Source organism: Arthrobacter sp. AOP36-C1-22, from assembly GCF_052377515.1.
Lineage (GTDB): Bacteria > Actinomycetota > Actinomycetes > Actinomycetales > Micrococcaceae > Arthrobacter_H.
In genome coordinates, this window is the sequence record NZ_JBQSWW010000001.1 from 303,724 (window position 1) to 325,304 (window position 21,581).

The 21,581-nt window shown below is 66.3% G+C and carries 18 protein-coding genes; 12 read left to right on the forward strand and 6 right to left on the reverse strand.

The features are described 5' to 3' along the window. The first annotated feature begins 244 nt into the window (after nt 1-244). The 4 genes from ACT3S6_RS01570 to ACT3S6_RS01585 all read left to right on the forward strand — a co-directional run bounded on the left by ACT3S6_RS01570 (nt 245) and on the right by ACT3S6_RS01585 (nt 7,224). Nucleotides 245-2,413, forward strand: coding sequence for a transglycosylase domain-containing protein (locus tag ACT3S6_RS01570; protein WP_444553396.1), 2,169 nt, complete (start codon nt 245-247; stop codon nt 2,411-2,413). Between the two features lie 29 nt (nt 2,414-2,442). Further along, complete coding sequence (locus tag ACT3S6_RS01575) at nt 2,443-3,396, forward strand: metallophosphoesterase (protein WP_444553397.1); 954 nt, start codon at nt 2,443-2,445, stop codon at nt 3,394-3,396. A 175-nt stretch (nt 3,397-3,571) separates the two neighbouring features. Continuing rightward, nucleotides 3,572-5,419, forward strand: a complete 1,848-nt coding sequence (locus tag ACT3S6_RS01580) for an ABC transporter ATP-binding protein (protein WP_444553398.1) — start codon at nt 3,572-3,574, stop codon at nt 5,417-5,419. Beyond that, nucleotides 5,416-7,224, forward strand: a complete 1,809-nt coding sequence (locus ACT3S6_RS01585; RefSeq protein WP_444553399.1) for an ABC transporter ATP-binding protein — start codon at nt 5,416-5,418, stop codon at nt 7,222-7,224. The genes ACT3S6_RS01580 and ACT3S6_RS01585 overlap by 4 nt, the downstream gene beginning before the upstream one ends. Nucleotides 7,225-7,321: 97 nt before the next feature. Here ACT3S6_RS01585 and ACT3S6_RS01590 read toward each other — a convergent pair whose 3' ends face one another. Further along, a complete protein-coding gene (locus ACT3S6_RS01590) occupies nt 7,322-7,627 on the reverse strand; it encodes a hypothetical protein (protein ID WP_444553400.1) in 306 nt (101 codons plus the stop codon). Nucleotides 7,628-7,798: 171 nt separating this feature from the next. Between ACT3S6_RS01590 and ACT3S6_RS01595 the strand changes: the two genes are divergently transcribed. Next, on the forward strand, nt 7,799-9,037 hold the full coding sequence (locus ACT3S6_RS01595; RefSeq protein WP_444553401.1) for a helix-turn-helix domain-containing protein: 1,239 nt from the start codon (nt 7,799-7,801) through the stop codon (nt 9,035-9,037). Between the two features lie 31 nt (nt 9,038-9,068). Here ACT3S6_RS01595 and ACT3S6_RS01600 read toward each other — a convergent pair whose 3' ends face one another. Together ACT3S6_RS01600 and purD are read right to left on the reverse strand one after the other, a co-directional pair. Then, the gene (locus tag ACT3S6_RS01600) at nt 9,069-9,974 is read right to left on the reverse strand and encodes a phosphoribosylaminoimidazolesuccinocarboxamide synthase (RefSeq protein ID WP_444553402.1); all 906 of its coding nucleotides are present in this window, start codon (nt 9,972-9,974) and stop codon (nt 9,069-9,071) included. Continuing rightward, entirely contained in the window at nt 9,974-11,260 is a 1,287-nt protein-coding gene (gene purD, locus ACT3S6_RS01605) for a phosphoribosylamine--glycine ligase (protein WP_444553403.1), read from the reverse strand. Before purD ends, ACT3S6_RS01600 begins: the two co-directional genes overlap by 1 nt. Before the next feature lie 53 nt (nt 11,261-11,313). Between purD and ACT3S6_RS01610 the strand changes: the two genes are divergently transcribed. Genes ACT3S6_RS01610 through purM form a run of 6 tightly spaced genes read left to right on the forward strand, consistent with a single transcriptional unit; the run spans nt 11,314 to nt 16,439 of the window. Further along, nucleotides 11,314-11,925: a class I SAM-dependent methyltransferase gene (locus tag ACT3S6_RS01610; protein WP_444553404.1), complete on the forward strand. Its 612-nt coding sequence runs from the start codon at nt 11,314-11,316 to the stop codon at nt 11,923-11,925. 34 nt (nt 11,926-11,959) lie between these two features. Further along, nucleotides 11,960-12,958: an asparaginase gene (locus tag ACT3S6_RS01615; protein ID WP_444553405.1), complete on the forward strand. Its 999-nt coding sequence runs from the start codon at nt 11,960-11,962 to the stop codon at nt 12,956-12,958. Between the two features lie 3 nt (nt 12,959-12,961). Next, nucleotides 12,962-13,345: a sterol carrier family protein gene (locus tag ACT3S6_RS01620; protein ID WP_444553406.1), complete on the forward strand. Its 384-nt coding sequence runs from the start codon at nt 12,962-12,964 to the stop codon at nt 13,343-13,345. A gap of 3 nt (nt 13,346-13,348) precedes the next feature. Continuing rightward, nucleotides 13,349-13,684: a hypothetical protein gene (locus ACT3S6_RS01625; RefSeq protein WP_444553407.1), complete on the forward strand. Its 336-nt coding sequence runs from the start codon at nt 13,349-13,351 to the stop codon at nt 13,682-13,684. Nucleotides 13,685-13,731: 47 nt separating this feature from the next. Beyond that, nucleotides 13,732-15,282 (forward strand): amidophosphoribosyltransferase, encoded by a 1,551-nt coding sequence (purF, locus tag ACT3S6_RS01630; RefSeq protein ID WP_444553408.1) that lies wholly within the window; start codon nt 13,732-13,734, stop codon nt 15,280-15,282. 14 nt (nt 15,283-15,296) lie between these two features. Next, on the forward strand, nt 15,297-16,439 hold the full coding sequence (gene purM, locus ACT3S6_RS01635; protein ID WP_444553409.1) for a phosphoribosylformylglycinamidine cyclo-ligase: 1,143 nt from the start codon (nt 15,297-15,299) through the stop codon (nt 16,437-16,439). 106 nt (nt 16,440-16,545) lie between these two features. On the opposite strand, the gene ACT3S6_RS01640 is transcribed toward purM, so the two are convergent. Together ACT3S6_RS01640 and ACT3S6_RS01645 are read right to left on the reverse strand one after the other, a co-directional pair. Continuing rightward, the gene (locus ACT3S6_RS01640) at nt 16,546-17,490 is read right to left on the reverse strand and encodes a Sir2 family NAD-dependent protein deacetylase (protein ID WP_444553410.1); all 945 of its coding nucleotides are present in this window, start codon (nt 17,488-17,490) and stop codon (nt 16,546-16,548) included. A gap of 109 nt (nt 17,491-17,599) precedes the next feature. Continuing rightward, entirely contained in the window at nt 17,600-17,827 is a 228-nt protein-coding gene (locus ACT3S6_RS01645; protein WP_444553411.1) for a DUF3073 domain-containing protein, read from the reverse strand. A gap of 195 nt (nt 17,828-18,022) precedes the next feature. Here ACT3S6_RS01645 and ACT3S6_RS01650 point away from each other — a divergent pair, with 195 nt between their 5' ends. Next, complete coding sequence (locus ACT3S6_RS01650; RefSeq protein ID WP_444553412.1) at nt 18,023-18,619, forward strand: septum formation family protein; 597 nt, start codon at nt 18,023-18,025, stop codon at nt 18,617-18,619. On the opposite strand, the gene clpB is transcribed toward ACT3S6_RS01650, so the two are convergent. Beyond that, complete coding sequence (clpB, locus tag ACT3S6_RS01655) at nt 18,616-21,228, reverse strand: ATP-dependent chaperone ClpB (RefSeq protein WP_444553413.1); 2,613 nt, start codon at nt 21,226-21,228, stop codon at nt 18,616-18,618. The genes ACT3S6_RS01650 and clpB overlap by 4 nt on opposite strands. Between the last annotated feature and the right edge of the window lie 353 nt (nt 21,229-21,581).

Consider the following 21,581-nt stretch of genomic DNA (forward strand, 5'->3'; position numbering starts at 1 on the left):
TTCGACAGCGGATGAAGGCTGGTTTTCCACGATTTCAGGTTTCCTTTCGGACTACTGCTTGGGGCGTTTGAGATAGGCCACTGGAGCATTGCCGTCGGGCCCGGGAATGACGGTGACAAGCTCCCAACCGTCATCTCCCCATTGGTCCAGGATCTGCTTCGTGGCGTGAATTATCAGCGGTAAAGTCGCATACTCCCATTTCGTCATACCGAATACGTTAGCCCCTCCGGCTAAACTGGTCCGCATGGCGTCTAGAAAGTCCCCCTTCTTCAACACTGCAACCACCCTCGGCAAGATCGTGGCCTTCTTCGGGGTCAGTGCACTCTGTGGGGTCCTGGCTGCCGGAATGCTGGTGCCCGCAGCCTCCGTGGCCGGCTCCACCGCAGCGATCGGGATGGACTTCTTCGACGCACTGCCGGCGGAGCTGAAACAGGAGCCGCTGTCCCAGCCGTCCAAGGTCGTGGCCAAGGACGGGACGACCCTGGCCACGTTCTACGCGGAGAACCGCACGCCGGTCGAACTCGACGAGATCTCCAAGGACATGCAGAACGCCATCGTCTCCATCGAGGACGAACGCTTCTACGAGCACAACGGCGTGGACCTGCGCGGCATCGCCCGCGCTGCCGCGCACAACTTCACCAGCTCCTCGCAGCAGGGCGCCTCCACGTTGACCCAGCAGTACGTGAACAACGTGCTGATCAACGCCAAGTTCCTCAGTGGTGCCGATAAATCGGACATCACCTACTCCGGTACCAAGGACCTCGCCGATAAGCTGCGCGAGGCCAAGCTGGCGATCTCCGTGGAAAAGGAATTCACCAAGAAGGAGATCCTGCAGGGATATCTCAACCTGGTGCTCTTCTCCGGGACCAACTACGGTGTCGAAGCCGCCGCGGAACGCTACTTCTCCGTCCATGCCAAGGACCTGAACATCCAGCAGTCGGCCATGCTCGCCGGGATGGTCCAGCGGCCGAACACCTTCGATCCGATCAAGAACCCCGATCTGACGCTCAAGCGCCGCAACACCGTGCTCGGTGCCATGCTCAAGACGGATTCGATCACGAAGAAGGAATATGACAAGGCCGTGAAGACGAAATTGGGGTTGAAGCCCAAGGACGTGAAATCCGGATGCGTGGCCGCCAAGTCGGCGAACTACTTCTGCGATTACGTCTCCCACGAGATCATGAAGGATCCGGCCTTCGGCAAGACGAAGAAGGAACGCGAGACGCTGCTCTACCGCGGGGGATTGACCATCAAGACCACCTTGGATCCGCGCCTGCAGAAGGAAGCGGAAAAGGAAACCACGAAGACCATTCCCGCCGACGACAGCTCCAACATGGGCTCGGCCATCGTCACCGTGGAACCGGGCACGGGCAACATCCTGGCCATGGCCCAGAACAAGAAGTACGGCTCGGATCCGGACGATTCGTCATACACGACCTACAACCTCACCGCGGGCCGCTCCATGGGCGGCACCAACGGCTTCCAGGGCGGCTCGACCATGAAGCCCTACACCGCGATCGCCTGGCTGGAGGACGGCCGGCATATGTGGGACAAGGTCAACGCCCAACGCCGGCTGTACGACGCGAACTTCCATTGGAAGGCCTCCTGCATGCCCAAGGGCTACGTGACCGTCGACGGCGGCTACGAACCGAAGAACTTCGACGCGGGCTTCCGCAAACCGATGACCGCGGACTACGGACTGTACTGGTCCATCAACACCGCGACCGTCAACGAGGCCTCCCAGCTCGACCTGTGCAAGATCGCCGACGTCACCGAGCGGGTCGGGCTCTTGAACGCCGCGACCGGCAAACCGATCACCGGGGCCAACCCCTCGTTCGTGATCGGCGCGGATCCGATCACCCCGCTGGCCCAGGCCACCGCGTTCGCGACCTTCGCCAATAAGGGCGAATACTGCAAGAACCGGGCCCTGACCTCGGTCACCGACGCCGCCGGAAACTCCTATAAGGTCCCCGGCGAATCCTGCGAGCAGGTCATCGACGAGCAGGTCATCGCCAACCTGAACGGCACCTTGAAACGGATCGCCGGCACCCGTGTCGCCAAGGGCACCATCGACAAGCCGATCGCCGGCAAGACCGGCACCAACAACACCGCGTCCTCCACCTGGTTCGTGGGCTACAGCACGGGCATGGCCACCGCTGCCTGGACGGGCCGCTTCGATGGGAACGCGCAGATCAAGGGCGTGGAGATCAACGGCAAGCGCTATTCCAACCCCGACTCCTCGACCCTGGCCGCGCCCTTGTGGCTTGAATACACGAAGGACGTCATCGACTACTATCCGGCCAAGGGCTTCGGGAGCAAGGATTCGAAGCCGGGCAAATCCCCGGACCACAGCGATTCGCCGGACAACGGTCCCGCCGGTGACGCCGGTGACGACAACAACGACGACGATTAACGGCTAGGACGAGGGAGGGCACCCACGCCATGGGCGCATCACAGGACATCACGCAGGCCGTCAAACGGGTGGTCCCGGTCGCGGGGGCCGCGGCCGGCATCGGGGCCTCGTTGGCCGGGCTGGCCATCGGCTACGGGCTGCTGGAACGCAACGCGTTCACCATCCGCCACGAGACCGTCCAGCTCCTGCCGCCGGGGATGCCTGACCTGCGGGTGCTTCATCTGTCCGATATCCATCTGGTGCCGGGCCAGGATGCCAAGAAACGCTGGCTTCGTTCCCTGGCCGGGCTGGCCCCCGACCTGGTGGTCAATACCGGCGACAACCTCAGCCACCGCGATGCGGTCCCGGAACTGCTGGAGGCCCTTGAGCCGTTGATGGCCTTCCCCGGGGTCTTCGTGCCGGGCTCCAACTGCTATTACGGCCCGCGTCTGAAGAATCCGCTGCGCTACCTCACCGGCGGGAGGGACAAGCCCCGCAACCTGGCCAAATTCACGCTGCCCTGGCAGCAGATGCATGCAGGGTTCGGCGCCGCGGGCTGGACCAATCTGACCAACCGGGCCATCTCCAAACCGCTCAACGGGGTCCGCTTGGACTTCTCGGGCGTGGACGACCCCCACCTGAAGCTCGAGCAGTTCGCCGGCTGGCCCCGCGGTTCCTCCACCGCCGGCGAAGCACCCCATGTGCGCATCGCCCTGACCCATGCCCCCTACCAGCGGGTGCTGGACCAGTTCACCGACTCCGGTGCCGACATCATCTTCGCCGGCCACACCCATGGTGGCCAGATCTGCGTGCCCGGCTACGGCGCCCTGGTCAGCAACTGCGATCTGCCGACCTGGCGGGCCCGCGGTCTGACCGAATGGGAGCACCGGGGCAAGACCGTCCCCCTGGAGGTCTCGGCAGGCATCGGGACCTCCAGATACGCCCCGGTGCGCATCGCCTGCCCACCGGAGGCCGTGTTGCTGACGTTGACCGCCCGCGACTGAAACCCTCGTGACAATGGCCCGGGAACCACGTCGGAAATCCTCTCCCGGCGCCTCCGGGCCCACGATCCACGCTCCCGGTGGACCACGACACCTCGCTGATTGATGAAACCCAACCGGTGGTTGTACGCTGTCTTTGATTGCTGTAGGCAAACACAACAGATCGAGGACGCCCTCCGTGGTGCAACACCAGAATAGTCAGCAACAACCCCAAGCCCCAGCGTCGTTCTGGCAGACCGTGAGCCGGCTCGGCCCCCAGGTCCGCCCCTACGTCCCCCGCCTTTTCGCGGGGTTCCTCTGCGCCCTCGGAGCCGGCGTGGTCGCGTTGACGATCCCGCAGGTCCTGGGCCAGATGGTCAAGTCCGTCCTGCATGCCGGTGGCTCATCGGCCGACGTCTGGTTCAGTGTCGGCATCGTCGCCGCCCTGGGCCTGGCCGAAGCGGTCCTGGTCTTCTTCCGCCGGATCTTCGTGATCACCCCTGCCGCACGCATCGAAACCGATCTGCGCGTGGGGATGTACCGGCATCTGCAACGACTCCCCGTGGCCTTCCACGATAAATGGGGGTCCGGCCAGCTGCTCTCGCGGTCAATGGCCGATCTCGGGCTTCTCCGCCGCTGGTTGGCCTTCGGCTCGATCATGCTCATCGTCTCCACGGTGACCGTCCTGGTGGGGCTCACGCTGATGTTCACCAGCAGCTGGCTGTTGGGGGCGATCTACCTGGTCGGGGCCATCCCGATCACCATCCGGGCCTTCTACTTCCGCAACGTCTTCCGCATCGCCAGCCGGCTCAGCCAGGACCAGGCCGGCGACCTGGCCACCAATGTGGAGGAATCCGTCCACGGCATCCGGGTCATCAAGGCCTTCGGCCGCGGCAGCGAGGCCCTCGAGGGATTCGGCGTCCGGGCCAGGCGCCTGCGGGATACCGAAATCAGCAAGGCCCGCACGCTCTCCGGCTTCCTGATGTTCGTGGTCTCCATCCCCGAAGTCACCCTCGGGGCGGCCCTGCTGGTGGGCATCTGGCTCACGGCCCAAGGCCAACTCGACGTCGGGGACCTGACGACCTTCTTCGCCACCGCCGCCGTCCTGGCCGCCCCGGTGGAGGGCATCGGCATGCTGTTGGGCATGACCCTGACGACCAAGACCGCCCTGGATCGCCACTTCGACGTCATGGACACCGTCAACACCATCGACTCCCCCGCCACCCCGATCCACCCGGAACGCCCCGACGGACGACTGAGCCTGCACGACGTCTCCTTCAGCTACCCCGATGCCCGCCCCGGGAGCGCCCCGGTCCTGGACGGGGTCGATCTGGAGGTCGAACCCGGAGAGACCATGGCCCTGGTGGGGACCACCGGGAGCGGCAAGTCGACCCTGCTGCAGCTGATCCCCCGACTGTATGAGACCTCCGGCGGTTCCGTGGCCATCGACGGCGTGGACGTGCGCAACTACGATCTCGCCGAGCTGCGCACCGCGGTATCCGTCGCCTTCGAGGACACCACCTTGTTCTCCTCCTCGATCGCCGAGAACATCCTTTTGGGCGCCTCCCTCCCCCCGGGGACCGACCCCCGCACGGCCCTGGCGGAGGCGCTCGACGTCGCCCAGGCCCAGTTCGCCCACCATCTCACCGATGGCGTCGACACGGTCATCGGCGAGGAGGGGCTGTCCCTGTCGGGGGGCCAACGCCAACGCATCGCCCTGGCCCGGGCGATCGCCGCCAAACCCCGCGTCCTGGTCCTGGATGACCCGCTCTCGGCCCTGGACGTGCGCACCGAGGAGGCCGTCACCGAACGCCTGCGGGCGGTGGTCGCCGACATGACCACCCTCATCGTCGCCCACCGGCCCTCCACCGTGATGCTCGCCGACCGGGTCGCACTGCTGCGCAACGGACGGATCGACGACGTGGGAACCCACACCGAGCTCCTCAACCGCAGCGCCCACTACCGCTACGTGATCGCCAGCCTGGACGACCCGCCCACGGTGGAGGACGTCCTGCAGACCAACACCGGAAAGGGGCCCGGAGCATGAGCGGCACCCGAGGCGTCGAGAACGAAGACCAGATCCTGCTCGGCCGCGAGGACCGGGCCCGGGTCAGGTCCCGGTCCTGGGCCCTGCTCAAACAACTGGCGGCCACGCAGAAACCCCTCCTGAGCCTCACCGTGGTGCTGGTGATCGTCTCCAACCTGGCGCGGGCCTCCTTCCCGCTGATCGTCGCATGGTCCATCTCCTGGGCCCTGCCCCGGCTGATGGACGGGGACACCGCCCCCTTCGCCCTCACGGGTGGGCTCTACATCGTGGCCGGACTGCTCGCGGGGATCCTGCTGGGCTGGTACAACCTCTGCACGGCCAAGGTCAGCCAGGCCATGCTGCTGACCTTGCGGATGCGGGTCTTCCGGCACACCCAACTGCTCAGCCTGGAGTTCCACGAGAAGTACACCTCCGGACGAATCATCTCCCGGCAGACCTCGGATCTGGAGACGCTGCGCGAACTCCTGGATCAGGGCATCTCGGAACTGGCCTCCGGCATCGTGTTCATCACCTTCACCGCCGTGAGCATCTTCCTGCTGGACTGGCGCTCGGGGCTGGTCATCCTCTGCGCGCTCATCCCCATCTCGGTGATCTTCCGGTGGTACCAGAAGCGTTCCGAACTGGTCTACCGCGAGTCCAGGGTCTTCTCCGCCCGGCTGATCACCTCCTTCGTGGAGACGATGACCGGGATCCGTGCGGTCAAGGCCTTCCGGAGGGAACGCGAGAACAACGAGAGCTACCGCAAGGTCGCCCACGACTACCGTGACAACTCCATCCGTTCCATCAACCTCTTCGGTGTCCTGCAACCGTCCCTGGTCCTCATCGGGAACCTGACGGTGGCCGCCCTGCTGCTCTTCGGCGGCTTCCGGGTCCTGGAGGGGACCCTGGACGTCGGGACGCTCATCGGCCTGCTGCTGGCCGGCAAACGGGTCTTCCAGCCCGTGGACCAGATCGCCATGTTCTACAACTCCCTGCAGGCCGCCACGGCGGCCCTGGAAAAGGTGTCGGGGCTGCTCGAGGAGGAACCCACGGTCGTGGAACCGGTGGAGCCCGAGCCGATGGAGGAGCCCACCGGGCATATCGAATTCCGGCAGGCGGTCTTCGGCTACGGGGACGGGCCGGTGATCATGGAACGATTCGACCTGGACATCCCCGCCGGCCAGACCGTGGCCGTCGTGGGCCAGACCGGCGCCGGGAAATCGACGTTGGCAAAGCTCATCGCCAGGTTCTACGACCTCTCCGACGGGTCGTTGTCCCTGGACGGGGTCGAGCTGAGCCGGTTGGCCAATGAGGACCTGCGCCGGGCCGTGGTCATGGTGACCCAGGAGGCGTTCCTGTTCTCGGGAACCGTGGCCGAGAACATCGCCCTGGGCAAACCAGGGGCCTCCGTCGATGAGATCGTCCTGGCGGCCCGGGCCGTGGGGGCCGACGAGTTCATCAAGTCCCTGCCCGACGGCTACGACACCGATGTCAATAAGCGCGGAGGTCGGGTCTCCGCGGGCCAACGCCAGTTGATCTCCTTCGCCCGCGCCTTCCTGGCCGACCCTGCGGTGCTCATCCTGGACGAGGCCACCTCCTCCCTGGACATCCCCAGCGAACGGCTGGTCCAGCGCGGCCTCCAGACGCTGCTGGGCCAACGGACGGCCCTGATCATCGCCCACCGGCTGTCCACCGTGGAGATCGCCGACCGGGTCCTGGTGGTCCATGACGGACGGATCGTCGAAGACGGCACTCCCGACGAACTGGTGCGGGCCGGCGGACGCTTCGCGGCCCTGCATGACGCGTGGCAGGACAGCCTGAACTAGCGTCCGGCACGCACGAAAATGGTCCGGCCCCCGGAGGGACCGGACCATTTCCTTCTGACATCAATGCTCCTGCGGCGTTCCTTCCGGAACCCCGGGATCAGGCGATGGCTGCGTGCGGCCAATCGCCGACGGCCACCGTCGAATGCGGCCAGTCGCCCACGTTGATCGTGGCGTGCGGCCAGTCGCCCACGGCAACTGCCGAGTGCGGCCAATCCCCGACATTGATCGTGGCGTGCGGCCAGTCACCGACGTTGATGGTGGCATGTGGCCAGTCGCCGACTGCTACAGAGGAATGCGGCCAGTCACCGACGTTGGGGGTGACGTGGGGCCAATCGCCGACGGCCAGAACCGAACCGGCCGCCAGGGCGGCCGTGGCCGCGAGCGCTGCAACAAGCTTTTTCAATGTCTTCTCCTTGTGTGGGTCGCCACGAATTCTTCGATATATACCTCAGTGAGTGGCGCATCACTTAACATTCATTGTAAATTGGAGGGAACATGTTTCGTCAAGGTTTGCTACCAGACCTTTTCGAATAACACCGAGTTATTCACTTCCAGTTCGTTCTAAGGGGTTTCCATGGGAATCAAATTCGGCGAAAAGCTCCGCCATGCTCGCCAGCAGATGAAATTGACCCAGGCCCAGCTCGGACACGGGAAATACTCCACGAGCTACATCTCCCTGCTGGAGACCGGAAGCCGCGAGCCGACCTCGGATATCATCACCGAGCTCTCCTCCCGGTTGAACCTGGACCGCGAACTCATGGATTCGTGGAACACCCCGGTTTCGGCCGATGAAGCCGAGTTCGTCCTCCTGGAGCACCGTGCCCGCCAGTCCTTCACCGCCCGCGAATATTCCGATGCCGGGGAAACCGCTGCCGAAGCGGCCTCGGTGGCGCTGCGGCTGAAGAATTCAAGTGCGTGGTGGAACATGATGTTCCTGCGCGCCGAGTCTTTGCGTGACCAGGGCCGTCACGATGAATACCGCACCACGGCCGAGGAGGTCCTGAACCACCCGCTGACGGACGAGTCCCTGGCGCTGAAGGTCCGGGCCGAAACGCTGGTGGCCAATGCCTATCTGGGATTGGGCAAGCTGCATATCGCCGTCGAACATGCGATCACCGCCGTGGAACTGGGCAAGAACCTGCCCGGTGATTCGCTGATCTACATCGGCGCCTTGTTCTCCCTCATCGCCTCGCTGGCCGAATCCGGACAGCTCGACGCCGCCTGGACCAGCTGCGAGGCCTTGGCGGATGCGGTGGCCGAGGGCGCCCCCAGCCAGACCGCCGGCAACGCCTACTGGGCCATCGGCAACGTGGCCTTCAAGCGCCAGGACATCGTCTCGGGGCTGAGCAACCATCAACTGGCCGCCCAACGCCTGCTGCCGGCCAGCGACATCGAACAGTGGGCCCGCTTCAACAAGGCCTCGGCGTCGATGCGGCTGACCGCCGGGGTGGTCGAACCCGAAACCCTGGAGTGCATCGAAAAGGCCGAACTGGCGATCAGCGTCATCGGGGGCAACCCGGCCGAGGCCCTGGAACTGCGCCTGATCCGGGCCCGCTGGCTGCACCTGAACGGCCAGCCCGAGCAGGCGCTCGAGGAACTGGCCCCCGTGGAGAAGGACCGCGAGATCCTCTCCCAGCACCTCCAGGGCGAAATCGACCTGCTCACGGCCCGCTGCATGGTCGGGATGGGCAACGGCACCGAGGCCATCGACCATCTCGCCCGGGCCCAGCAGGCCTTTGCGTTGGCCGGTTCCCCGGACCGCGCCTCGTTGGCGATCGAGCTGGCCACGGAGATCCGCGCTTCACGGCGTTAGGGACCCTCCGTGGCCGGCGGGGCCCGCCCGCTCAGGCCGTGAAGGTCTTCCCGGTCAGGCGTTCGTACGCCTCGATGTAGCGGGCCCGGGTCCGCTCGACGACCTGCTGCGGGAGCGGCGGTGGCGGGGTCGTGCCGGCACGGTCCCACCCGGAGTCATCGGAGACGAGCCAATCGCGGACGAACTGCTTGTCGAAGGATGGCTGGGCCCGCCCCGGGGCGTAGGTGCGGGCATCCCAGAAGCGCGAGGAATCGGGGGTCAGCACCTCGTCGCCCAGGGTGATGGTCCCGGTGGCCGGGTCCAGTCCGAATTCGACCTTGGTGTCGGCCAGGATGATGCCGCGCCCACGGGCGATCTCCTCCGCCCGGGTATAGATGCCCAGGGTCAGGTCGCGCAGTTGCCCGGCCACCTCGGCCCCGACCCGTTCCACGACGGCGTCGAAGGTGATGTTCTCGTCGTGCTCGCCGACCTCGGCCTTCGCCGAGGGGGTGAAGATCGCCGGTTCCAGTGCCGAGCCGTCCACCAGTCCCTCCGGCAGGGGAAGTGAGCACACGGTTTGGTGAGCCGTGTATTCGGCCAACCCCGACCCGGTCAGGTATCCGCGGGCGATGCATTCGACCGGGTACATCTGCAGTTTCCGACAGACCATGGCCCGTCCGGCGACGGCGTCGGGCACTTCGGTGGAGATGACGTGGTTGGCGAATCCGTCGAGCTGGTCGAACCACCACAGGGACAGCTGGGTGAGGACCTTGCCCTTATCGGGGATGGGGGTGTCCAGGACGAAGTCATAGGCGCTGATGCGGTCGCTGGCGACCACCAGGACGCGATCCGACTGCTCGGCGTCGATCCCCGCGGGGGTGTACAGATCGCGGACCTTCCCCGAATACAGGTGGTCCCATCCCGGTAGTTCCAGGGTCTCGGTGGTGAAGTCGGTCATCAGTGGCCTTCCGGTTCGACGATGATTTTTCCTTGTTCCGCACGCAGGCCGATGTCGGTGCGATGCTGGCTGCCCGCGAGGCCGATCCGTGCGATTCCCGCATAGGCGCGTTCCCTGGCCGCTGCCAGGGAACGCCCCAGTCCGACCACCGCCAGGACCCGGCCCCCGGCGGAAACGGTGGTCCCGGCATCGTCCAGCGCCGTTCCCGCGTGCAGGACGCTGACCCCCTCGAGGGCTGCCGCCTCGTCGAGCCCGGTGATGGCGTCCCCGGTCACCGGTGCCTCCGGGTAGCGGGCCGAGGCCACGACGACACCCACGGCCGTCTCCGGACGCCAGGTGAGCGGTTCGACGTCGTCCAGGGTGCCCTGGGCCGCCGCCAGCAGCAGCGAGCCCAACGGGGTCTTGAGCCGGGCGAGGACCGCTTGCGTCTCGGGATCGCCGAACCGCGCGTTGAACTCGATGACCCGGATGCCACGGCGGGTCAGCGCCAGCCCGCAATACAGGACCCCGGTGAACGGGGTCCCGCGGTCGGCCATCGCCTTGATGGTCGGTGCCGCCACCCGTTCGATGACGTCGTCAACGAACCCCTCGGGGAGCCATTCCAACGGGCTGTAGGCGCCCATGCCCCCGGTGTTCGGGCCCTGGTCGTCGTCGAAGATGCGTTTGAAGTCCTGGGCCGGTGCCAGCGGAACGGCATGCCGGCCGTCGGACAGGACGAAGAGGGAGACCTCGGGCCCGTCCAGAAATTCCTCGATGACGACGCTGCCGCCGGCGGCGAAGCATTCGGTGGCATGGGCCAGGGCCTCGTCGCGGTCCCCGGTGACCACGACCCCCTTGCCCGCGGCGAGCCCATCGTCCTTGACGACATAGGGTGCCCCGAAGGCATCGAGGGCGTCGGCCGCGGTGGCGGCATCGGTGGCGACCCGGGCCATGGCGGTGGGGACGCCGGCGACTGCCATGATCTCCTTGGCGAAGGCCTTGGATGCCTCGAGCTGGGCTGCGGCCTTCGAGGGGCCGAAGACCGGGATGCCCGCGTCGGTCAGGGCATCGGCGACCCCTGCGGCCAGCGGGGCTTCCGGCCCGATGACCACCAGGGATGCTTCCAGCGTCCGCGCCAACGCAAGGACGGCCTCCGGATCCTGGGCATTGATGGCATGGACCGGCACGTCGCCGGCGATGCCCGCGTTGCCCGGTGCTGCATGGACCTCGGTGACGAATGGATCGTCGAGGAGGGAACGGATAATGGCGTGTTCGCGGCCGCCCGGGCCAATGACGAGTACCTTCACGATCCCCTAGCCTACCGGGGCGGATGGCCCCCGGCGTGAGTAGGCTGGTCCCCGTGCGTAAAGAAACCCTGTGGGAAGCCCAGTGCAAGGAAAACCCGGGACATTCACGGTCCTATATCGAACGCTTCGAGTCCCTGCGGGCCGAAGGCGCCGACCTCGACGGTGAAGCCCGTCTGATCGATGCCATGCTCCCGCGGAGGAGCAGGATCCTGGACGCCGGATGCGGCCCGGGACGCGTGGGCGGGGAACTGGGCCGACGTGGCCACCAGGTCCTGGGCATGGACGCCGACCCCGTGCTGCTTGCGGCGGCGAAGACCGCGTTCCCGGAGCAGGACTGGAGGGTCGGCGATCTCTCTGACTCCGGGCTGTCCGCGGAAGGGGCGGTATTCGACCTGGTGGTCTGCGCCGGCAACGTCATGGCCTTCCTGGCGCCGGGCACCGCCCCGGAGGTGTTGCAGGGATTCCACTCGGTCCTGGCCCCCGGAGGCCGGGCCGTCATCGGGTTCGGCGCCGATCGGGGCTACGCCCCGGAGGACTTCCTGGCCGACGCCCGGGCCGCCGGCTTCACGGTGGACGGGCTGTTCTCCAGCTGGGATCTGCGCCCCCACCCCGGGGACACGAATTTCCTGGTCGCCGTCCTGGGCCGCGCGTCCGCGGATGCCTGAGCCGGATCGGCGGGGCGGCGAATACACTGGGGGCATGCCACAGACCCACTCCGACTTCGCCGACCTGGCTGTCATCGACCGCAGCGGCCTCGTCGAGTCGCGCCATGCCGGTACTGCCGTCGTCCTGGGGGCCGACGGGGCGGTCCTGCACGCGCTGGGCGATGTCGACGCCCCGATGTACCCCCGCTCCTCGCTCAAACCCTTCCAGGCACTGGCCTCCATGCAATCCGGGGTCCCCTTGCGCGGCGCGGAGGTCGCCTTGGCCTGCGCCAGCCACGTCGGCAGCACCGAGCACCAGGAATTGGCGGCCTCGATGCTGTCCAAGGCGGGGCTGACGGACGACGATCTGCAATGCCCCGCGGCCTGGCCCCGGCATGAAGCCACCCGGATGGAGGCGATCCGTTCGGGCGGTTCCCCGTCCCGCCTGGCCTTCAATTGTTCGGGCAAGCATGCCGCCTTCCTCTGGGCCTGCACCGAGAACGGGTGGGACACCGCCACGTATCTGGATCCGGATCATCCCCTGCAACGCCGGGTGGTCGAGGTCGTGGAGGACTACGCCGGGGAGAAGATCACCCATCTGGCCGTCGACGGATGCGGGGCCCCGGTGCCCGCCATTTCGTTGCGGGGCCTGGCCTCCGCCACCGGACGGCTTTCCCGCTCCCCCGGCAACAAATCCTCCGACGCCCGCGCCACCACGATCGCCACCGCCATGCTCGACTACCCCTGGGCCGTGCACGGGCACGGGGAGGAGAACACGGTGGTCATGGAGGATCTGGGCGTCATCGCCAAGCTCGGTGCCGAAGGGGTGCTGATCCTGGGCACCTCCGATGGTGTCTCCTGCGCCCTGAAGATCCGTGATGGGAATGCGCGGGCCGCCACGCTGGTCGGTCTGACCCTGCTGGCCTCCGTCGACGCCGTCGAGATCGATGCGATGACCGCCGTCCTGGAAAAGATCAACAAACCCGTCCTGGGTGGTGGCCGACCGGTGGGGCGGATCCGTGTCGCCAAGCCGGTCCTGGATCTGTTGGACTAGGACATGGCCGTACGACGACGGATCCCCGCCGAGCAGGGGCTCGCGGCGCTGTCCACCTGGCGGCGGACCGACGCGGACGCCCGCGCCGACCTGCCCCGGCCCACGGTGGCGATGGCGGTGCGCTACGCCCTCGAAGAGCTTTCAGAACGGGCCGAGGGCAATTCGGTGGAGGTCAGGGTCCCGCCCTTCGGGGTCGCCCAATGCGTGGCCGGCCCGCGCCATACCCGCGGCACCCCGCCGAACGTGATCGAACTCGAGGCCGCCGTCTGGCTGCCGCTGGCCACCGGTGAACTGGACTGGTCCGAAGCGGTGGCCTCCGGTTCGCTCTCGGCCTCGGGGTTGCGGGCGGACCTGTCCGAACATCTTCCGCTCTTCGGTATCCTTTAGGGTATGGATTCACCCCGTTCCGCGCCCGTTCCCCCCGACCGCGACCGCGGCTCCGCTTCCGAGTCCGTCGAGGTCTCGGTGTCCAGTTCACCGAAGTTCTGGCCCTTCGTCGGCGTCGGGGCCTTCATCGGCGTCCTGGCGGCCATGTTCACCGCCCTGGCCGGGGATCCGGGAGCCGAGTTCACCCGCGGATCGGTATTCGGTTTCTTCGCCGTGGTCTTCGCCTTGGCGGGGGTCCTGCTCGGTTCCATCGCCTTCCTGGCCGTCGATGCGGTCCTGCGTCGGCGCTCCACCCGGGCCCGTGCGGTACCCATGGATGACGGGAACGCGTCAAAGTAGCAGCTTCGGGACCTTCCGGGCACCCACAACGTGCAAGAATGATGACCATGGTGCGTGGTGACGGAATGCTTTCACATGATCTTTTGGCCGACGAGAAGGGCCCGCAGGACGAATGCGGGGTCTTCGGTGTCTGGGCCCCGGGCGAGGACGTGGCGAAGCTCGCCTACTACGGCCTCTATGCCCTCCAACACCGCGGTCAGGAGTCCGCGGGCATCGCGACCTCGGATGGCCAGCGGATCAACGTCTACAAGGACATGGGGCTGGTGTCCCAGGTCTTCGACGAGAACACCCTGAACTCCATGAGCGGGCACATCGCCATCGGGCACTGCCGCTATTCGACCACGGGTTCCAATCATTGGGCCAATGCCCAGCCCACCCTGGGCGCCACCGCCGACGGCACGGTCGCCCTGGGCCACAACGGCAACCTCATCAACTCGGCCGAGCTGATGGAACTGGTCGTGGCCGAGCAGGGCTCCAAGTTCCGCGGCGAACTCGCCCAGGGCAACACCACCGACACGGCCCTGGTCACCGCCCTGCTGCGCGGAGAAGAAGGAACGACCTTCGAGCAGACCGCCCTGGACCTGCTGCCCAAGCTCCAGGGGGCCTTCAGCCTCGTCTTCATGACCGAAGGCACCCTGTATGCCGCCCGCGACCCCCACGGGGTCCGTCCACTGGTCCTGGGTCGACTCTCCCGGGGCTGGGTGATCGCCTCCGAACAAGCAGGCCTGGCCACCGTGGGCGCCAGCTTCATCCGGGAGATCGAACCCGGCGAATTCATCGCCATCGACGACGAGGGCATCCGCTCCCAGCGGTTCGCTCCCGCCACCCCAGCCGGCTGCGTCTTCGAATACGTCTATCTGGCCCGCCCCGACGCCGCGATCAGCGGCCGGTCGGTCTACGAATCCCGGGTGGACATGGGACGCCAGCTGGCGCGCGAGAGCGCCACCGACGCCGATATCGTCATCCCCGTCCCGGAATCGGGCACCCCGGCCGCCATCGGCTATGCCGAGGAGTCGGGGATCCCCTTCGCCCATGGCTTCGTGAAGAACGCCTACGTGGGCCGGACCTTCATCCAGCCCTCGCAGACGCTGCGCCAGCTGGGCATCAAGCTCAAGCTCAATGCCCTCGAACCGGTCATCCGGGGCAAGCGCGTCATCGTCATCGACGATTCCATCGTCCGCGGCAACACCCAGCGGGCGGTCGTGCGGATGCTGCGCGAGGCCGGGGCCGCGGAGATCCATGTCAGGATCTCCTCGCCTCCCATCAAATGGCCCTGCTTCTACGGCATCGATTTCGCCTCCCGGGCCGAATTGATCGCCAACGGGGCCACCATCGAGGAGATCACCACCTCCGTCGGCGCCGATTCCCTGGCCTACATCTCCCAGGACGGGATGATCGCCTCCACCCGGCAGCCGCGCGAGCGTCTGTGCACCGCCTGCTTCTCCGGGGAATACCCGATCAAGCTGCCCGACCAGGACCGTTTGGGCAAGAACCTGCTTGAGCGTCCCGATGCCGGCAGCCGCGGTTGCGATCCCGGACCGGACGCAGAGTTCGAGGACACCCTCTCCCCCGCCGACAAGACCCCGAGCTCCCAGTAAAGGACGCCCCCAGAATGACTTCCTCCCAGCCCGGATCCGCAGGCATCACCTACGCAACCGCCGGTGTCGACGTCGAGGCCGGCGACCGTGCCGTCGAACTCATGAAGGACGCCATCAAGGCCACCCATAATGATTCGGTCATCGGCGGAGTGGGCGGTTTCGCCGGTCTCTTCGATGCCAGTGCCCTGCGCTCCTACGACAAGCCTCTGCTGGCCACCTCCACGGACGGTGTCGGGACCAAGGTCGCGATCGCCCAGGCCATGGACATCCACCACACCATCGGCCAGGACCTGGTGGGCATGGTCGTCGATGACATCGTCGTGGTCGGGGCCAAGCCGCTGTTCATGACCGACTACATCGCCTGCGGCAAGGTGGTCCCCGAGCGTATCGCCGATATCGTCAGGGGCATCGCCGAGGGCTGCTCGCTGGCCGATACCGCGCTGGTCGGCGGGGAAACCGCCGAGCACCCGGGGCTACTCGGGGAGCATGACTACGATATCGCCGGGGCCGCAACCGGCGCCGTCGAAGCCGATGCCCTACTGGGCCCGGAACGGGTACGCGACGGTGACGTGGTCATCGCCATGGCCTCTTCGGGCATCCATTCCAACGGCTACTCGCTGGTCCGCAGCGTCATCAACCATGCCGGCTGGTCGCTGGAACGCGAGGTCCCGGAATTCGGTGGGACGCTGGGTGAGGAACTGCTGGTCCCGACCCGCATCTACACGGCGGACTGCCTGGACCTGATGGGCCACCTCAATACCGGCAGCACCATGGCCCTGCACGGATTCAGCCACGTCACCGGTGGTGGCCTGGCGGCGAACCTGGCCCGCGTGCTGCCACAGGGACTCATGGCCTCGGTGGACCGTTCGACCTGGTCGCTGCCGGCGGTGTTCACCGTCATCAGTGAGCTGGGGGGTGTCCCCCAGTCCGACCTGGAGCGCACGCTGAACCTGGGGGTGGGCATGATCGCGATCGTCGACGGCGCATCGGCAGATGCTGCCGTGGCCCGGCTGAACGACCGCGGTGTCCCCTCCTGGGTCGCCGGGACGGTCGGGACCGTCACGGAGGAAGCGTCGAGCGCCGGTACGGACTTCGTCCAGGGTGCCAAGGGCGTCGACGGCGGAGCCGTGTTGATGCGCGGGGCCTACGCCGGCTGATCCGGTTTCCCCTGCCGACCGCCGCGTTCCCGCTCAGGGGGCGCGGCGGTCGTCATGGAGCTCCAGGCCAGCGGACCAACCCGCCGATCCGGGATGCGCCAGGGCTCTAGCTGGGGTCTTCGAGGCCCAGGGCCCGGGTCAGTTCATGCAGGGCAGGGGTGACCCGGGTGCGCCATCTCCAGTCGGCCTTTGCATCGCCGCGGCTGGGCCCGCCGTTGATGATGCCCACCGGCCGCCCGGCGGCCACGGCGTTGAGCACCAACTTATAGCCGCTCATGACCGCCAGACTCGACCCGATGACCAGCAGCCCCCGGGAGCCCTTCTCCAGGTGCTTCAGCGTCTCCTTGCGCTCCACCGGGACGTTCTCCCCGAAGTAGACGACGTCGGGTTTGAGTTCCATGCTGCCGCAGGACAGGCACCCGACCATGGTGAAGTCGGCGATCTGGTCTGCACTGAGAGTGATGTCGCCGTCGGGGTTCACCGAATCGGGGTCCACGACGATCCGATCGAGGTATCCCGGATTGGCCTCCACCAGCCTCCGGTCGAGATCGACACGGTTTTCCACGAAGCCGCAGTTCAGGCACTTCACCTCATCGAGGTCCCCGTGCAAAGGCAACACCTCGGTGGATCCTGCGAGACGGTGCAGGCCATCAACGTTCTGGGTCACGACGCCGTTGAGGAATCCCGCTTGCTGAAGTGAGGCCACCAACCGGTGCCCCTCGTTGGGCTCCGATCCGGACATCCTGCGCCATCCCACGAAACTGCGGGCCCAATAGCGTTGGCGGGCCCCGGAATCGTGTTTGAACTCCTGGAAGGTCATTGGCCGATGGGAGCGCAGGGAACCGTTCGGGCCGCGATAGTCGGGGATCCCCGAGTCGGTCGAGATCCCGGCACCGGTCAGGGCCAGGACGGATCCACCCTCAAGCATCGTGGTGATGCCACGCCGGGCGACGTCAGGGGCCTGGGGTGGTGCCGACTCGGCGACGACCCGCTCGATGGAACGGATCGCCGCCCGGTGCGCGTTGGCGATCGGCAGGTCCATGGGCATCATCCTGGCTTCCGGGCATGAAGAAGTACACAGGCGACACGGTTGTGTCGTCCGGCGTCGGTGCACCGTATCGGGTGGAACTCATTGCCACCGCATCCAGGGGATGCCGTGGTCAGCCGATCCGACGGGATTCGCCCTCGTCGTCATCGCTGGAATACCTGTCCGCATACTCCGCGTAGTCCGCGTCGTAGGAATCGTCGGCATGCGCAGAGGAGCCTGTCCCATGACCGCGGCCTTGTCCGAGCTCGCGTTGCAGGGCAGACAAATCAGTGGCCGGGGAATAGTACTTGATATCCCTGGCCTGTCGTGTCGCTTTTGCCTTCTGACGGCCGCGCCCCATGGCGTGACCCCCTTTATCGCTAGATCCGGAGGTGGTCCCTCACGTGAGGAGGAAGGCCCCGGAGAATGTGGCTGTTTCTTTCGTATTCCAAGGTTAACATGTTTCCCAGTCGGGTGCCGTCCCGACGACTCCCGGGCGCCCGTTAGAGTAGGTGGTAATACTCTCATCGCCGCACTCGTCCTGAAGGGAGCGTCCGTGGAGCAGCCCCCCGATCAGCAACCGCCGGGTTACCAACCAGCGCGGTCGGCACGGACCCAAGTCTCCCACCGGTTCGGGATCGCCCCCGTCTGGTTGGTGATCGGTTCCATCGGCATCATCCTGATCCTGGTCTTCGGCGTCACCCGGTTGGTCCAGTCCAGGCAACCGGACCCCGAACCCACGGACAGCGTGGCGCGCAACAGCTCCCCGGGGATCGACGGGATCATCGCGGAGAAGGCCCCTGCCTCGCAATTCGAGGTCGGCGACTGCCTGGCGGAGTTCAGTTCCCCGCTCGAGCCGGCGACGATCGTCACCTGCTCGACGCCGCATGCGGCCCAGCTCATTGGCCTCGAGACCCTCGAAGACGTCCCCTTTCCCGGGGATCCACGGGTGACCACGAAGGCGGAAGAGGCCTGCCGGGCGATCGAGCTCGATCCCGAGGCTGCGCTGGAAGGCAACTGGAACTATGCCTTCAGCCGCCCCTCCTCGGGAACCTGGGAGGCCGGGGATCGCAGTGTCGCCTGCTTCCTCGCGCTGGAGGAGGGAACGACGACGGTCTCGCTCCTCCCGGCCTCCGAAACGACCTCCACCTAGCTGGCGGTGCCTGTCGGCGCGGCAGTGGACCGGTTGACCGTCAGTGCCTCCGCCTCGGCATCGAGCTGGACGTCCACGGTGTCCCCGTCGACGATTGCCCCGGAGAGCACCGCCTTGGCCAGACGATCCCCGATTTCGCGCTGGACCAGCCGACGCAGGGGTCGCGCCCCGTACGCGGGGTCGTATCCGGTCCTGGCCAGCCATTCCCGGGCTTCGTCGCTGACCTGCAGGCTCAGCCGCCGTTCGGAGAGTCGACGGGCCAGGGTGGCCACCTGGATCTCCACGATCCGGCCCAGCTGGTCCAGGGAGAGCGGATCAAAGAGGATGACGTCATCCAGGCGGTTCAGGAACTCGGGTTTGAACGAGGTGTTCACGATGTTCATGACCGCTTCCTTCTTGGCTGTGGCGTCCAGCGCGGGATCGACCAGGAATTGTGAACCCAGGTTGGACGTGAGCACCAGGATGGTGTTGCGGAAGTCCACCGTACGGCCCTGCCCATCGGTCAGGCGCCCGTCGTCGAGGACCTGCAGGAGGATGTCGAAGACCTCGGGATGGGCCTTCTCCACCTCGTCCAGCAGGATCACCGAATACGGCCGACGGCGAACCGCTTCGGTGAGTTGTCCGCCTTCCTCATAACCGACATACCCCGGAGGGGCGCCGACGAGCCGGGATACCGCATGCTTCTCGGAGTACTCGGACATGTCGATGCGTACCATGGCGTGTTCGTCGTCGAACAAGAAGTCCGCGAGCGCCTTGGCCAGTTCCGTCTTGCCCACGCCGGTGGGTCCGAGGAACAGGAACGAGCCCGTGGGCCGGTCGGGGTCGGCGATCCCTGCCCGGGAGCGTCGCACGGCGTCGGAGACCGCGGTGACGGCATTGGACTGGCCGATCAGCCGCTGCCCGAGCAGGGACTCCATGTCCAGCAATTTCTGGCTTTCGCCTTGGAGCATGCGTCCGGCGGGGATCCCGGTCCAGGCCGAGATCACTTCGGCGATGTCATCGGCGGTGACTTCATCGGAGACCATCGTCTCCTCGTGGGCGCCTTCGGCCTCTTCGGCCTGGGCGGCGTCGAGCTGCCGCTGCAATTCGGGGATCTCACCGTAGAGCAGGCGCGATGCCTTCTCCAGGTCCCCCTCCCGTTGCATCCGCTCGGCCCGTGAGCGCAGCTCGTCGAGCTGGACCTTCAGATCGCCGACACGGTTCAGGCCTGCCTTTTCGGCGTCCCACCGGGCGTTCAGGGCATCGAGCCGTTCGCGCCGGTCGGCCATATCCGCACGCAGTGCCTCGAGGCGTTCCCGCGAGGCGGGGTCGTTTTCGCCCTTGAGGGCCAACTCCTCCATCGTCATCCGGTCCACCACGCGGCGCAGCTCGTCGATCTCCTCGGGAGCCGAATCGATTTCCATGCGGAGCCGGGAGGCGGCCTCGTCAACCAGATCGATGGCCTTGTCCGGCAGCTGGCGACCGGAGATGTAACGGTTGGACAGGGTGGCCGCGGCCACCACCGCCGAGTCGGCGATCTCTACCTTATGGTGTGCCTCGTAGCGTTCCTTGAGACCGCGCAGGATGCCGATCGTGTCGTCAACGCTGGGTTCGCCGACATAGACCTGCGCAAAACGGCGTTCCAGGGCAGGGTCCTTCTCGATGTTCTGCCGGTATTCGTCCAGGGTGGTGGCCCCGATCAGCCGCAGTTCGCCGCGGGCCAGCATCGGCTTGAGCATGTTGCCGGCATCCATGGCGCCCTCGGAGGCCCCGGCACCGACCACGGTGTGGATTTCGTCGATGAACGTGACGATCTGTCCGTCCGAATCCCGGATCTCCTCCAGGACCGCCTTGAGGCGTTCCTCGAATTCGCCCCGGTATTTGGCGCCCGCAACCATCGATCCGAGGTCCAGGGCAATCAGCGTCTTGCCGCGCAATGATTCGGGGACGTCGCCGGCGATCATCCGCTGGGCCAGCCCTTCGACCACTGCGGTTTTGCCGACGCCCGGATCACCGATGAGCACCGGGTTGTTCTTCGTCCGGCGGGAGAGCACCTGGACGAGCCGGCGGATCTCGGCATCACGTCCGATCACCGGGTCGAGTTTGCCCGAACGGGCGATGGCCGTCAGGTCGGTACCGAACTTCTCCAGGGCCTCGAAGGTGCTTTCGGGGTCTTCGGTATCGCGCGGATGATCCCCGCGCAGCCCCTCGACCGCGGCCTTCAGTGCCTGTTCGGAGGCCCCTGCGGATCGCAGGATCTCCCCCGTCCTCCCGGCGTCGGCCGCCAACCCCAGCAGCAGGTGCTCCGCCGATACCCGGCCGAAGCCCAAATCGGAGGCGGCCTTCGTTGCGGCGTTGATGACCTGCAGGAACGACCGTGAGTACTGGGCCTGGGCGACGGTGCTGCCCGAGGAAGCCGGCAGGTCACGAATCGCCCCGCTGGCGGCGACGGAGACCTGGTCCGGGTCGACCGCGGCCTTCTTCAGCAATTCGACGGCCAACGATCCGCGGTCGTCCATCAGCGCCTTGAGCAGATGCGCCGGTTCGACCTGCGCGTTGCCCGCGGTGGAGGCGTTCATGCCGGCAGCCGAGAGGGCTTCCTGGCTCTTGGTGGTGAATTTGGCGTCCATGTGGATCCTTTCCTGGGAGGTCCATCCTCGTTTCAAACTTGAGTCTACCTGACTCAACTCTATTTGGGGATGGGTTATTCCCGGGGCGAAGACCCGGAACCGGGAGTGCTGTAGGATCCTGCTCAAAATGAGAATTTCCCATTATTGTGAGAATTTTTTGAGAATTAATCCTGCTTAAACAAGAATGATGTGACATACTTCATAAATGGAGGAACTCGCTACCGAGGTCCGGTTCCGCCGCATGGCGAGTAGGGCTTGACGGTAGCGCGAGTCCGCGTAGTTGGTGTGTAATCTCGCAACATCGTGGACACCAAATCTCTTCACTTCGTGGACAGCGGATCTCATGGCTTCGT